The organism is Pseudomonas sp. Je.1.5.c (assembly GCF_051129895.1).
GTDB lineage: Bacteria > Pseudomonadota > Gammaproteobacteria > Pseudomonadales > Pseudomonadaceae > Aquipseudomonas > Aquipseudomonas urmiensis.
This window is the reverse complement of the sequence record NZ_JBCPSP010000008.1, coordinates 110,674-123,518: the sequence shown is the minus strand read 5'-3', so window position 1 is coordinate 123,518 and position 12,845 is coordinate 110,674. Positions and strand designations below refer to the sequence as shown.

Here is a 12,845-nt window from a genome sequence, read left to right as displayed (position 1 = left end):
GCGATGAGGCCGGCACTGACACTATCCGGCCAGAATCATGCGCATGGCGCAGCGCCCACCCAGCCCCTGGCGCTGTTCTTCCTCCAAGATCCCTAGCAACCGCTCGCCCAACTGCTCCTGGCTAATCACGGCAAAACCAAGCCGCTGATAAAACGGCGCATTCCAAGGCACCTCGGCAAAGGTTGTCAACGTCACCCCAGTACAACCCATCTCTCGAGCCGCACTGACTGCCTGGGCAATCAGCCCACGGCCAAGCCCTTGGCCCTGCGCCTGCTGAGCCACGGACACTTCATGAATATGCAGCGCATCACCCTCCAGACGGGCGCAGAGAAACCCCAATACCCGTTCGTGCGCATCGACTGCCACCCAGCTCGTCTGGGCCTGAATGAATGTCCGATGCTCGGTTTCGCCCAGCACCTCACCGGCAGCCAGCCAGGCCAAGCTGGGCACACTGAGAAATGCCTGGGCTGCCGAACGCTCGATGCTTGGCAGCAGCGGGATATCCTTGGCCAGGGTAGGGCGGATACGCATAGGACGGTCTCGGGCAGGCAAAGCGGCAAGTCTGAGAGCTGACGGAGCGGTGAGCAAGCGGGGGCTTGCAAGTTAATTGTTATAACGTAACATTTGAGTCTGCTCACCCTCTCAGGATCAACCACTGTGATTCGCAGAAACCCCTCCGGCCACCTCCCAGAAATCGCTGAGTCGGCCTACATCGACCAAACCGCGATCATCTGCGGCAAGGTGGTGATCAAGGACAACGTGTTCGTTGGCCCCTACGCCGTGATCCGCGCCGATGAAGTCGACGCCAGCGGCGATATGCAGCCGATCGTCATCGGCGCCAACTCCAATATCCAGGATGGCGTGGTGATCCACTCCAAGTCTGGCGCCGCGGTAAACATTGGTGAATACACCTCGATTGCCCACCGCTCGATCGTCCACGGCCCCTGCACGGTGGGTGATCGGGTATTCATCGGTTTCAACAGCGTGTTGTTCAACTGCCGCGTGGGCAATGGCAGCGTGGTGCGGCACAACTCGGTGGTCGACGGCAGGGATTTGCCCGAACGCTTCTACGTGCCGCCCACCGAGCACATCGGCCCCCACACCGATTTGCAAAGTTACCCGCCGGTCAGCGTTTCGGCCTCGGAGTTCTCCGAAGACGTCGCGCGCACCAATATCGACCTGGTCCAGGGCTACAAGGCCTTGCAGAACGAGTTTTGAGCATGGCCGACTTGCTCATACGCAATGCCCGGGTGGTCAATGAAGGGCGTGAGTTCGACGCCGATCTGCTGGTCGCCCACGGGCGCATCGAAAAAATCGCCGCGAGCATCGACAACGCCCAGGCGCGTATCGAACTCGACGCCGATGGCCGCTGGCTGGTGCCGGGCATGATCGATGACCAGGTGCACTTTCGTGAGCCAGGCGCTGCGCACAAAGGCTCCATTGCCAGCGAGTCGCGTGCCGCAGTGGCCGGCGGCATTACCAGTTTCATGGACATGCCCAACACCCATCCGCCCACCCTGACCCTGGCAGCGCTGGCCGACAAGCAGCGCCGCGCGGCGGCGACTGCGCGGGCCAACTATGGTTTTCACTTTGGCGTCAGCCGCGACAACCTGGAAACCATCGCCGCGCTCGACCCTCGCGCGGTCGCCGGGATCAAGGTGTTCATGGGCGCATCCACCGGCGACATGCTGGTGGATGACCCTCAGGTACTGGAAAAGCTGTTCAACTGTGCCCCCACCATCCTGCTCGCCCACTGCGAGCACACCCCCAGCATCCTTGCCAACCAGGCGCGGTGGCAGCAGCGCCATGGCACGTTCATCCCGCCTGGCGCGCATCCACAGATTCGCGACGCCCAGGCGTGCTATCGCTCCTCGAAGCTGGCCGTCGAGCTGGCCCGGCGTTTCGGCACTCGGCTGCACGTGCTGCACCTGACCACAGCCGGCGAGCTGGCGTTGTTCGAGCCAGGCCCGGTGACCGGCAAGCGCATCACCGCCGAGGTCTGCCTGCATCATTTGCTGTTCGACGACAGCGACTACGCAGCGCTTGGCCATCTGATCAAGTGCAATCCGGCGATCAAGTCGCGCGCCGACCGCGACGCCTTGCGTCAGGCGCTGGCCAGCGATCTCATCGATGTGATCGGCACCGACCATGCACCGCACAGCCTTGAAGAAAAACAGCGCGATTACCTCCAGGCACCGTCCGGGCTGCCATTGGTCCAGCATGCCCTGCCGGCCGCCTTGGAGCTGGTCAGCGAAGGGGTAATGAGCCTGGGCCAGATGGTCAGCAAGACCAGCCATGCAGTAGCGGACTTGTTCGCCATTCGCGAGCGCGGCTACCTGCGCGAAGGCTACTGGGCGGATTTTGCGGTGGTCGAGCGCCTGGCCCAACCCCTGCCAGCCAGCGCGCAACCGATACTCGCCCACTGCGGCTGGACCCCCTTTGTCCAGCGCAGCTTTCGCCATGCCGTGCGCAGCACGGTGGTGTCGGGGCAGTTGGCTTGGCACCAGGGCCAGGTGATAGACAGCTGCCAGGGGCTGCCCTTGATGTTTGAACGATGAAGGAAGCACCGCCATGAACGAACAAGAGTTACTCAAGCAAAGCCCTGCGGCCTACATGAACGAGCCGCAGCGCCAGTTTTTTCGCACATTGCTGATAAGCCAGCGTAGCGATCTGCAGCAGCGCATCGAGCAAGAGTTTCGCGCCTTGCGCGAACAGGAAGTGCTCAGCGACCCCGCCGACATTGGCAGCGCCGAGGAGGAGCGGCACTGGCAATTGCGCTCGCTGGAGCGCGAGAAGAAGCTGCTGGACAAGATCGACCAGGCCCTGGAGCGCCTGGCCCGTGGTGAGTATGGCTGGTGCGAGGAAACCGGCGAGCCGATCGGCCTGCGCCGCTTGCTGCTGCGGCCGACCGCCACCTTGTGCATCGAAGCCAAGGAGCGCCAGGAGCTGAAGGAAAAGCACCAGCGGGACGGCGCCTGAGCCGCCCCGCGCTGGCGTTCAGTCTGCCCCCAGCTCACGCACCTGCCAGCGCACCGCGCTGACGCCTTTTTCCAGGCTGACCCGGCCGACCAGCCGCTCCAGTTGAGCCGTGGCTTGCGGATTGCCCAGCAGTTCGGCGCGCACTTCCAGGCGGCTGGCGTCAGGCAGATCCTCGCTGTGCAGCGACTGCAAGCGCAGGCCAGGGTCGCTGAGACTGTGCAGCATCAGGCTGCGCACCTGGATCTCATCCTCGGCGCGGCAAACGATACGCACCTCGAAACGCTGCTCGACCTCGCTGGCCGGCAACACTTCCTGGTGATCCAGGCGTTGGGCGATATCGCGCAGCAAAATGTTGGCGCAGAGCACCACCAGGCTGCCCACCGCTGCCTCCAACAGCAGCCCAACGCTGCACAGCACGCCGACAGCGGCGGTGCACCAGAGGGTCGCGGCAGTATTGAGCCCGCGTACGTTCAAGCCGTCGCGCATGATTACGCCGCCGCCGAGAAAACCGATACCCGACACCACATAAGCGGCGATCCGCGACGCATCGGTCGGGGCCATGCCCGGCACCGCCTGGGTCATCAGCACGAACAGGCAAGCGCCGGTGCTGACCAGCGCATTGGTGCGCAGGCCGGTCAGGCGTTGACGCAGTTGTCGCTCAGCGCCGATCAAGGCACCGAGCAGCAGGGCTACGCTGACGCGCAGCAGAAAGACTTTCCAATCCATAGCAAACCTCGTTGCACGGGCAATCGCCCGTACGAGCACCATCGGCAGATGGCACGTTGAAAAATGAGAATGCGCAGGACCACAGCAACCATCGCCCTTCGGGCGGCGGTGTAAAGAAGAGGGGGGAGGGAGCATTGACCCGTTTGGGCCGTGCTGAACCACCGTCTACCGTGTTTGGCGAGACAGTGGCAGAAATACTGCCGGACTAGCTCGCCGTGTGGACCTGTCGCAATCGACTGGGGCTACTGTCCAATGCAGGACTCCTGTGTGGGGATGCGTAATTGCGCGGCGGACCTTACCCCTGGCACGGGGCAAGGTCAACGACACAAAGATGACAATTGCGTCATAGAGGCGTTTGCTTGATCAGGCTGGGCTGATCCGTACCGGCTGCGGTGGTAATCTTGCGCCTTTGGTCATCTACTGCGGATTTTCCCATGCTGTTCAATCTCGCCATCCTCTTCGCCACCGTGCTGGCCATGGAAGGCGTCGGCACCTTGGCGCACAAGTACATCATGCATGGCTGGGGCTGGTGGTTGCACCGCTCGCACCATCAGCCGCAGTTGGGGATGCTGGAAACCAACGACGTCTACCTGGTGGCGCTGGCCTTGATTGCGACCGGCCTGGTGGCGCTGGGCAAGGCCGGGCATGCGCCATTGCAGTGGGTCGGCGGCGGGGTGGCGGGTTATGGCCTGCTGTATGTGCTGGCCCATGACGGCTGGTTTCACCGGCATTGGCCGCGCAAGCTGCGCCCAGCCAATCGATACCTGAAGCGACTGCACCGGGCGCACCGGCTACACCATGCAGTGAAGGGGCGCCAGGGCTGCGTCTCGTTCGGGTTTTTCTATGCACCGCCCTTGGCCGTGCTCAAGCGCCAATTGCGTGCGCGGCGTACGCACATCGAGCGCTGAAGCAGCGGGCCTCATCCCGGATCAAGCCCGCCCCTGCAAAGGTCAATCTTCAGCGGTACGCCCGGAACCCGCCGCGCTTGGCTCTGCCTTGTGGCCACGGCTCACCCACCAGCCAAACCCCGCCGCCGTGAAGAACATCAGCAAGCTATAGATCGCCGCTGGCACTGCCATGGTGGCGTTATTGAGCAGCGACGGGCTCAAGGCCAGGGCAATGGCCAAGGTGCCGTTGTGAATACCGATCTCCATACCAATGGCAATCGCCTGGCGCTTGGGGATGTTCAACAAGCGCGGCACCCAGTAGCCCACGCCCAGGCTGAGCAGGTTGAACAATAGCGCAGCGCCGCCGACGATCGGTGCGTACTCGACCACGGTCTGCCAATCCTTGGCCAGCGCCAGGACGATGGTGAACGCCAGAAACAGCGCCGCCACCAGCTTCATTGGTTTCTCCATGCGCGCGGCAAAGCCCGGTGCCCAGCGGCGGATCATCATGCCCAGCGCCACCGGCAGCAAGACGATGGCGAACACTTGCATGACCTTGGCAAATTGCAGCGGTATGGCCTGGTCCGACTCCATGAACCAGATCAGCGACAGATTGACCAGCAGCGGCATGGTCAGGATCGCGATCAGCGAGTTGACCGCGGTCAAGGTGATGTTCAGCGCCACATCGCCATGGGCCAGGTGGCTGAACAGGTTGGCCGTGGTGCCGCCGGGCGAGGCTGCCAACAGCATCAGGCCGACCGCCAGTGCCGACTCCAGGCCAAAACCATTGGCGATCAGGAAGCACACCAACGGCAGCAGCAGGATCTGGCAAGCCAGGCCAATCACTACCGGCTTGGGGTACTTTACCACCCGGGCGAAGTCAGCCAGGGTCAGCGACAAGCCAAGCCCGAGCATGATGATGCCCAAGGCGATAGGCAGGACGGCGGTAAGCAAGGGTGAGGCGGTCATGGGCACTGTCTCGAGCAAAGTAGTGCCAGCAGTGTAGGTGGCGCTCGAACGATCGCTAATCGCACTAGGCCAGGTCTTGGTAAAGTTTTGTTACTGCACCTGTGGCCAAAGCACCGCTACAGCGGCTCTGCGCCGCGTTGCTTACTGGCGGCGGGCGCAGTAGGATTCGCGCTTTTGCCGAGGATTAGCCTGTCATGCCGTTCCAGCAAGGTCTGCTTGCCACCCCGGTGCCGGCGCACGCCCGTCACCTGTTCTTCACCTTGCACGCAAGCCAGGCGCTGCCTGCGGTGCTTGACGCTTTGCTGACGCAAGTCGATGGCCAGCAACTGATCGTCGGCATCGGCGCGCCGCTGGCCAAGGCCCTGGGCCGCGAAGTCCCGGGGCTACGCAGCTTCCCGCAACTGGACGCGGCGGTCGAGAACCCTAGCACCCAGCACGCCCTGTGGCTGTGGCTGCGCGGTGCTGAGCGCGGTGAGCTGTTCCTGCGCGCGCAGGCCTTGGAACAACTGCTGGCACCGGCCTTGCGCCTGGTAGACAGTGTCGATGGCTTCCTGCACCGCGGCGGTCACGACCTGACCGGCTATGAGGACGGTACTGAGAACCCGGTCGAGCAAGCGGCAGTAGACGCGGCAATCGTTGCCGGCGAGCAGCCAGGCCTGAGCGGTTCGAGCTTTGCTGCCTTCCAGCTGTGGAAGCATGACCTGAACTACTTCAAGTCGCTGCCGCAGGCTGAGCAAGACAACATCATTGGCCGCCGTCTCAGCGACAACGAAGAGCTGGACGATGCGCCAGAGTCGGCACACGTCAAACGTACCGCTCAGGAGAGCTTCGACCCTGAAGCCTTCATGGTCAGGCGTTCGGTCGCCTGGACCGATGAGCGTGGCGCGGGCCTGGCATTCGTTGCCCTGGGGCATAGCTTCGACGCTTTCGAGGTGCAGCTGCGCCGCATGAGCGGCCTGGAAGACGGCGTGATCGACGGCCTGTACCGCTTCAGCCGGCCACTGACCGGCGGTTACTACTGGTGCCCACCGCTCAATGCTGGCGGTCTGGACTTGAGCTTGCTGCTGCAGGCCTAAAGCTAAACATCCAGATACAGAAACACCCACCGGTGCGGGGTAGAGCGGCTAGCCTTGAAAGTTTCCGATTCATGACGGGAGCTTTTCTATGTACGGTCGTCGTGATGTCCTACGCACTGGTGCGGCTTTAGGCCTACTGGCTGCCAGCCCTTGGCTACGCGCTGAAGCCGCCAGCGGCATGCTCACCCGCAAGGTCCCCGCAACCGGTGAAGCCTTGCCGGTCATCGGCGCTGGCACCTCTGGCAGTTTCGAGGTCGAGGCGGGCTCTGCGCAGTACCAGCAGCTCAAGCAAGTACTCAAGGCGTTTTTCGACGGTGGCGGCAAGGTCATCGACACCTCGCCCAACTACGGCGGCGCCGATGCCATTCTCGGCCAGTTGCTGGAGGAGGGCGGCTGGCACCGCCAGTGCTTCATCGCCACCAAGATCGCCGCCGACAGCGCCGCTGCCGCCCAGGAGCAGTGGGCCGGCACGCTCAGGAGCCTGCGCACCGACAAGGTCGACCTGCTGCAGATCCACAACCTGCGAGACTGGCAACGCCAACTGCCCTACGCCCGCGAGCTCAAGGCCCAGGGCAAGACCCGCTACATTGGCATTACCCACTACCTGGCCAGCGGCCAGGATGATGTCGAGCGGATTGTGCGCAGCGAAAAGCTCGATTTCATCCAGATCAACTATTCGGTCAACTCGCCTGAGGCGGCGAAAAGCCTGCTACCGCTGTGCCAGGACAAGGGCGTGGCGGTGCTGATCAACCGTGCCTTCGATGACGGCCGGCTGTTCGCCAAGGTCAAGGATCAGCCGTTGCCGGGCTGGGCGGCAGAGGCCGGGGTTAGCAGCTGGGCGCAGTTGTTCCTGAAGTTCGCCATCAGCCATCCGGCCGTGACGGCGGTGATCCCCGCGACCAGTCGCCCGGACCGCCAGCTCGATCAACTCAAGGCCGGCAGTGGTGCGTTACTCAGCCAGACGCAGCAGCAAGCGCTGATCGAGCAGTTCGCCTGAGCCGATGAGCAACTGGCGGCGGCGCCTGGATCAAGGGCTCAACCTCAAGCCCGACGAGGGCCTGGCGGTAATCGCCGGTCTGGCCTTGTTCTACCTGCTGTTCACCGGTTACTTCATGCTGCGGCCGGTACGCGAGACCATGGGCGTAGCTGGCGGGGTGGACAACCTGCAATGGCTGTTCACTGGCACCTTCGTGGTGACGCTGATCTGCCTGCCGCTGTTCGGCTGGCTGGCTTCGCGGGTCAAACGACGGCGCATCCTGCCTTGGACCTATGCCTTCTTTGCCAGCAACCTGCTGCTATTTGCCGTGCTGTTTGCCCGCGACCCTGACGATATCTGGCCGGCGCGGGCTTTTTACATCTGGCTGTCGGTGTTCAACCTGCTGGCCATTTCCCTGGCCTGGAGCGTGTTGGCTGACCTGTTTTCCAGCGAACAGGGCAAGCGACTGTTCGGCCTGCTGGCGGCCGGCGCCAGCTTTGGCGGCTTGACCGGTCCGGTGCTCGGCACCTTGCTGGTGGCGCCGCTGGGGCATGCTGGGTTGCTGGTCCTGGCGTGTCTGTTGCTGCTTGGCAGCATCGGCGCCACGCTCTACCTGCAGCGCTGGCGTGACCGCCATCCGTTGCCGGCGATGAGTGAGCATCCGGCCTCCAAGCCCTTGGGTGGCAATCCGTTCGCCGGCGCTACCGCGGTGCTGCGCTCGCCGTATTTACTGGGCATCGCACTGTTCGTGGTGCTGCTGGCCAGTGTCAGTACGTTCTTGTACTTCGAACAGGCACGCATCGTCAGTGAAACGTTCTCTGACCGGACCCGGCAAACCCAGGTGTTTGGCCTGATCGACAGCGTGGTGCAGGCGCTGGCCATACTGACCCAGGTGTTTATCACCGGGCGGCTGGCCCGGCGCCTTGGGGTCGGCGTGCTTTTGGTGGCAGTACCGCTGGTGATGGCGGCCGGTTTCATCTGGCTGGCCATGGCGCCGGTGTTTGCTGTGTTCGTGGTGGTGATGGTGGTACGCCGCGCCGGTGAATACGCCTTGGTTCGCCCTGGGCGAGAAATGCTGTTTACGGTGTTACCTGCCGAAGACAAGTACAAGGCCAAGAACTTCATCGACACCGTGGTCTATCGCGGCGGCGATGCCTTGAGCGGCTGGGTCAAGCGTGCGCTGGATGTGATGGGCGACCACCCGCAGCTGGCCATGCTGATTGGTGCGGCGATTGCCCTGGGCTGGGCGGTTACCGGGGGCTGGCTGGGACGCCGTCAGCGGGGGCTGGAGGAGCGAAACTGAAATGCGGCCTTGGGGCCGCTGTGCGGCCTCAATACAGGCGCCCCTAATCTTAGGTGTGCAGCAGTTCGGTAATACCCCGGGGTAGCCGCCGTATGGGCCTTGAATACCCGCTGAAAATGGCTCTGATCAGCGAAACCCAGGCAGTAGGCCACCTCGGCAAGTTCCTCACCTTGGCGAAGCAGCTGCCGCGCCCGGTTGATCCGGGCGTTGAGCAGATAAGCGTGGGGCGTAAAACCAGTGGCTGCACGGAAGGCGCGAATCAGCTGATAGCGCCCAAGGTCGGCTTGGCGTGCCAGCGAGTCGAGGCTCAACTCGGCCAATTCCGCCTGTTCGATATGCTCAATCAGTTGACCCAGAACAGACCGCCCCAGCGGTGCAATGGGAGCTGCCTCCAGCGCAGGGTATGCACTGAAATCATGGTCCCCCATGAACGTCACCAGCGCTGCGTGCTTCTCGGCAACCCCGGCGCCTGAGAACAACAGCGCATTGAGCTGACAAAAGTGCTGGTAAAGCTCCGCTGAGCGGACGATGCGCGCCGGTTCACCCGCATCAGCCGCTGGCGTGCCCATCTCCAGGCGCAATTGCTGCAACCATTGGGCATCCAGGTGCAGCATCTGGTAACTCCAGGCCGTACCCGGTTCCGGGTTGCAAGCGTGCACCCGCTGCGCCGGCACCAGCACCAGGGTGCCTGGCGTCAGGCGCACTTGCCGTTTGCCGGCACCGCTGAAACGGCTAAAACCCACATCGACCGCACCTATGGAAAACGTTGGGTGGCTATGGGCCTTGTAACAGGCGCGGCTATGACAAGCGCGGCGACTTTCGACGAAGGGCAGGGCGGGGTCATGCCAGATTTCGCTGCTTGCGCAATGCATGGGCCTGTCTCGGGTGTCAGCGGAGCGCGCAGTCTAACCTGTGGCCCACTGTTGCGGCCATTTACCCCGTGACTGTGCTTGACGCCGGCAGGCCAGGGCGGCGAGGCTGGCCCGGTCGCAACGGAGAACAATAATGGACCTGTCGAGCCTGCTGCTTTTCATCCCCGCCTGCTTTGCCCTGAACATGGCACCTGGCCCCAACAACCTCTTGTCCCTGCACAACGCCAGCCGTTATGGCCTGCGCACCGCCTGTGTGGCCGGCGCTGGGCGGATTCTCGCCTTCAGCGGCATGATCACCCTGGCGGCAATGGGCCTGGCGGTGGTGCTGCACACCAGCGAATACCTGTTTCTAAGCATCAAGGTGATTGGCGCGGCCTACCTGTTCTACATCGCCTGGCAACTGTGGCGGGCACCGGTTGCTGAGGCACAACTGACGGGTGAACACCCGCGCGGCACTTGGCGCCTGGCGCGGCAAGAGTTCTGGGTGGCGGCGGGTAATCCGAAAGCGATTTTGCTGTTCACCGCCTTTTTGCCGCAGTTCGTATCGATGAACAGCGCCACGCCGGTCAGTGAACAGTTCCTCTGGCTGGGCGGGCTGTTCCTGCTGTTGGAGTGGGCGGCAATCGCGATCTATGCGGGGCTGGGCGCTTACCTGCAGCGCTGGTTCAATCGGCCTGGACCACGACGGGTGTTCAACCGGGTCAGTGCTTCGCTGCTTGGCTGTGCCGGGTTAGGGTTGCTGGCAGCGCGGCGCTAGGCTTCATCAATCGCGGTAGAACACCTGCACCAGATGATAGCCAAACTTGGACTTGATCGGCCCGTGGATCTCTCGCAGGGCTTTTTTGAAGATCACCTGGTCGATCGCGCCGACCATCTGCCCTGGGCGCACTTCACCCAGATCGCCGCCGCGCTTGCCCGACGGGCAGGTGGAAAACTTCTTCGCCAGGACGTCGAAGGCCTCGCCCTTGGCGATGCGCTGCTTGAGCTGTTCGGCCTCGGCAGCGGTCTTGACCAGGATGTGACGGGCTTGAGCTTTCATGGGACACCTGTGTATCGGGCAAAAAAGGGCGCCATTATGCCTGATCGCGCAGCTCTGCGCGGTCGCGGAATTGCTCCAGCGCTTCAGGGTTGGCCAGGGCATCGGTATTTTTCACAGGCTGGCCGTGGACCACATTGCGAATCGCCAATTCCACCAGCTTGCCGCTGATGGTCCGCGGGATATCGTTGACCTGGGCGATCACCGCCGGCACGTGGCGCGGCGTGGTGTACTGGCGAATCACCTGGCGGATACGTTGGCGCAGGGCGTCATCCAGTTGCAGCCCCTCGCGCAGGCGCACGAACAGCACCACGCGCACATCGTTGTGCCACTGCTGGCCAATGGCGACGCTCTCGACCACTTCTTCGACCTTCTCTACCTGCCGGTAGATCTCTGCCGTGCCAATGCGCACCCCGCCCGGGTTGAGCACTGCATCGGAGCGGCCATGGATTATCAGGCCACCTGTGGCACTTTGCTCGGCATAGTCGCCCTGGGCCCAGACCCCGGCAAACTGGCTGAAATACGCCTGTTGGTAGCGGCTGCCATCGCTATCGCCCCAGAACCCCAGCGGCATCGAGGGGAAGGTGCGCGTGCAGACCAGCTCGCCTTTCTCGCCGATCAGCGGCTGGCCGTGCTCGTCCCACACCTCCACCGCCATGCCGAGGCCTTTGCACTGAATCTCGCCACGGCGCACTGGCAGTAACGGATTCCCCAGGACAAAGCAGGAAACGATATCGGTACCGCCAGACATCGAAGCCAGGCACACGTCGGCCTTGATCTTGCGATAGACGTAGTCGTAGCTGTGCGGCGACAGCGGCGAGCCGGTCGAGAGGATCAGGCGCAGGCTGTCCAGGCGATGGCTGGTGGCCGGCTGCAGGCCTTCTTGCTCCAGCGCGGCCAGATACTTGGCACTGGTGCCGAAGGCGGTGACCTGCTCGCTATCGATCAGGTCGAGCAGGCGTTCGGCGCCTGGGTGAAATGGCGAGCCGTCGTAGAGCACGATCGTTGCGCCAACGGCTAAGGCACTGGCCAGCCAGTTCCACATCATCCAGCCGCAGGTGGTGTAGTAGAACAGGACGTCGTCGGCCTTCAAGTCGTTATGCAGGCCATGTTCCTTGAGGTGCTGCAACAACACACCGCCAGCGCGATGGACGATGCACTTGGGCACGCCGGTGGTGCCGCTGGAGTAGAGGATGTACAGCGGATGGTCGAAGGGCAGCGCAGTGAACTGAGGCTCGCCCCCAGCCTGGTAGAACGCATCCCACAGGCTGACGTTGGGCGCGACGAACTCCTCGGCTTGGGTATGGCTGCGGGTATAGGGCACGATCAGCAAGCGCTCAAGGCCTGGCAGCTGGCTGACCACTTGGTTGATCTTGTCCACCTGGTCGATGCACTTGCCGGCGTACTCGTAGCCGGCGCAGGCAATCAGGAGTTTCGGCTCGATCTGGCCGAAGCGATCGATGATGCCGTGCAGGCCGAATTCGGGTGAGGAGCTGGACCAGACCGCGCCGATACTGGCGCAGGCGAGCATGGCCACCAACGTTTCCCAGGTATTGGGCATGACCGCAGCAACCCGGTCACCGGCCTGGATGCCACACGCGCTCAAGGCACGCTGGAAACCGGCCACCTGGGCGGCCAGTTGGCTATGGGTGAACCCCTGGCGTTTACCGTCTTCACGTACGGCGATAACCGCCGGGCGGTCGTCGCGGCGCTGCAGCAGGTGTTCGGCGTAGTTGAGGGTGGCGCCAGGGAACCAGCGCGCATCGGGCATGCGTGGGCCTTCTTCGAGTACCTGGCTGGCGGGGGATTGCCACTGTACGTGGAAGTACTCCGCCAGGGTCTGCCAGAAGGCTGCGCGGTGCTCGATGCTCCAGCGGTGCAGGGCGGGGTAATCGTTGAGCTGCAGATTGAATCGCAGGTTGACCCGGCGGCGGAAGGCATCCATCCGGCTGGCCTCGATCCGCGCCGTGGAGGGGCGCCAGAGCACATCGTTCATGCCGAAATCTCCGCAAAGGCGTGTA

At 63.3% G+C, this 12,845-nt stretch carries 14 protein-coding genes; 8 read left to right on the top strand and 6 right to left on the bottom strand.

The window, feature by feature from the left end; translation table 11 throughout:
• Positions 1–21 precede the first annotated feature (21 nt).
• Entirely contained in the window at positions 22–531 is a 510-nt protein-coding gene (locus AAZU54_RS09340) for a GNAT family N-acetyltransferase (protein ID WP_434727047.1), read from the bottom strand.
• A 126-nt stretch (positions 532–657) separates the two neighbouring features.
• Here AAZU54_RS09340 and AAZU54_RS09335 point away from each other — a divergent pair, with 126 nt between their 5' ends.
• Genes AAZU54_RS09335 through dksA form a run of 3 tightly spaced genes read left to right on the top strand, consistent with a single transcriptional unit; the run spans position 658 to position 2,979 of the window.
• Positions 658–1,218: a carbonate dehydratase gene (locus AAZU54_RS09335; protein WP_428627366.1), complete on the top strand. Its 561-nt coding sequence runs from the start codon at positions 658–660 to the stop codon at positions 1,216–1,218.
• A gap of 2 nt (positions 1,219–1,220) precedes the next feature.
• On the top strand, positions 1,221–2,558 hold the full coding sequence (locus AAZU54_RS09330) for a dihydroorotase (protein WP_434727046.1): 1,338 nt from the start codon (positions 1,221–1,223) through the stop codon (positions 2,556–2,558).
• Between the two features lie 13 nt (positions 2,559–2,571).
• Positions 2,572–2,979: an RNA polymerase-binding protein DksA gene (gene dksA, locus AAZU54_RS09325; RefSeq protein WP_434727045.1), complete on the top strand. Its 408-nt coding sequence runs from the start codon at positions 2,572–2,574 to the stop codon at positions 2,977–2,979.
• Between the two features lie 18 nt (positions 2,980–2,997).
• Here the strand turns inward: dksA and AAZU54_RS09320 are convergent, their stop codons facing one another.
• Positions 2,998–3,705, bottom strand: coding sequence for an MgtC/SapB family protein (locus tag AAZU54_RS09320; protein ID WP_392467017.1), 708 nt, complete (start codon positions 3,703–3,705; stop codon positions 2,998–3,000).
• Between the two features lie 434 nt (positions 3,706–4,139).
• Here AAZU54_RS09320 and AAZU54_RS09315 point away from each other — a divergent pair, with 434 nt between their 5' ends.
• Positions 4,140–4,613, top strand: a complete 474-nt coding sequence (locus tag AAZU54_RS09315) for a sterol desaturase family protein (RefSeq protein WP_312154604.1) — start codon at positions 4,140–4,142, stop codon at positions 4,611–4,613.
• 42 nt (positions 4,614–4,655) lie between these two features.
• Here AAZU54_RS09315 and AAZU54_RS09310 read toward each other — a convergent pair whose 3' ends face one another.
• Positions 4,656–5,561 (bottom strand): bile acid:sodium symporter family protein, encoded by a 906-nt coding sequence (locus AAZU54_RS09310; RefSeq protein ID WP_428627360.1) that lies wholly within the window; start codon positions 5,559–5,561, stop codon positions 4,656–4,658.
• A gap of 194 nt (positions 5,562–5,755) precedes the next feature.
• On the opposite strand from AAZU54_RS09310, the gene AAZU54_RS09305 reads away from it, so the two are divergent.
• The 3 genes from AAZU54_RS09305 (at position 5,756) to AAZU54_RS09295 (ending at position 8,916) form a co-directional block, all read left to right on the top strand.
• Positions 5,756–6,637, top strand: coding sequence for a Dyp-type peroxidase (locus AAZU54_RS09305; RefSeq protein ID WP_404690501.1), 882 nt, complete (start codon positions 5,756–5,758; stop codon positions 6,635–6,637).
• Positions 6,638–6,725: 88 nt separating this feature from the next.
• Positions 6,726–7,634: an aldo/keto reductase gene (locus tag AAZU54_RS09300; RefSeq protein ID WP_392467027.1), complete on the top strand. Its 909-nt coding sequence runs from the start codon at positions 6,726–6,728 to the stop codon at positions 7,632–7,634.
• Between the two features lie 4 nt (positions 7,635–7,638).
• Positions 7,639–8,916 carry an NTP/NDP exchange transporter gene (locus AAZU54_RS09295; protein ID WP_434727044.1) on the top strand — a complete coding sequence of 426 codons (1,278 nt, stop codon included), beginning with the start codon at positions 7,639–7,641 and terminating at the stop codon, positions 8,914–8,916.
• On the opposite strand, the gene AAZU54_RS09290 is transcribed toward AAZU54_RS09295, so the two are convergent.
• Complete coding sequence (locus AAZU54_RS09290; RefSeq protein ID WP_434727043.1) at positions 8,889–9,788, bottom strand: AraC family transcriptional regulator; 900 nt, start codon at positions 9,786–9,788, stop codon at positions 8,889–8,891. The genes AAZU54_RS09295 and AAZU54_RS09290 overlap by 28 nt on opposite strands.
• A gap of 133 nt (positions 9,789–9,921) precedes the next feature.
• Between AAZU54_RS09290 and AAZU54_RS09285 the strand changes: the two genes are divergently transcribed.
• Complete coding sequence (locus tag AAZU54_RS09285) at positions 9,922–10,545, top strand: LysE family translocator (protein WP_186554428.1); 624 nt, start codon at positions 9,922–9,924, stop codon at positions 10,543–10,545.
• A 6-nt stretch (positions 10,546–10,551) separates the two neighbouring features.
• On the opposite strand, the gene AAZU54_RS09280 is transcribed toward AAZU54_RS09285, so the two are convergent.
• Together AAZU54_RS09280 and AAZU54_RS09275 are read right to left on the bottom strand one after the other, a co-directional pair.
• Positions 10,552–10,827: a peptidylprolyl isomerase gene (locus AAZU54_RS09280; RefSeq protein WP_186554429.1), complete on the bottom strand. Its 276-nt coding sequence runs from the start codon at positions 10,825–10,827 to the stop codon at positions 10,552–10,554.
• A gap of 34 nt (positions 10,828–10,861) precedes the next feature.
• Entirely contained in the window at positions 10,862–12,820 is a 1,959-nt protein-coding gene (locus AAZU54_RS09275) for an acetoacetate--CoA ligase (protein WP_434727042.1), read from the bottom strand.
• Positions 12,821–12,845 lie beyond the last annotated feature (25 nt).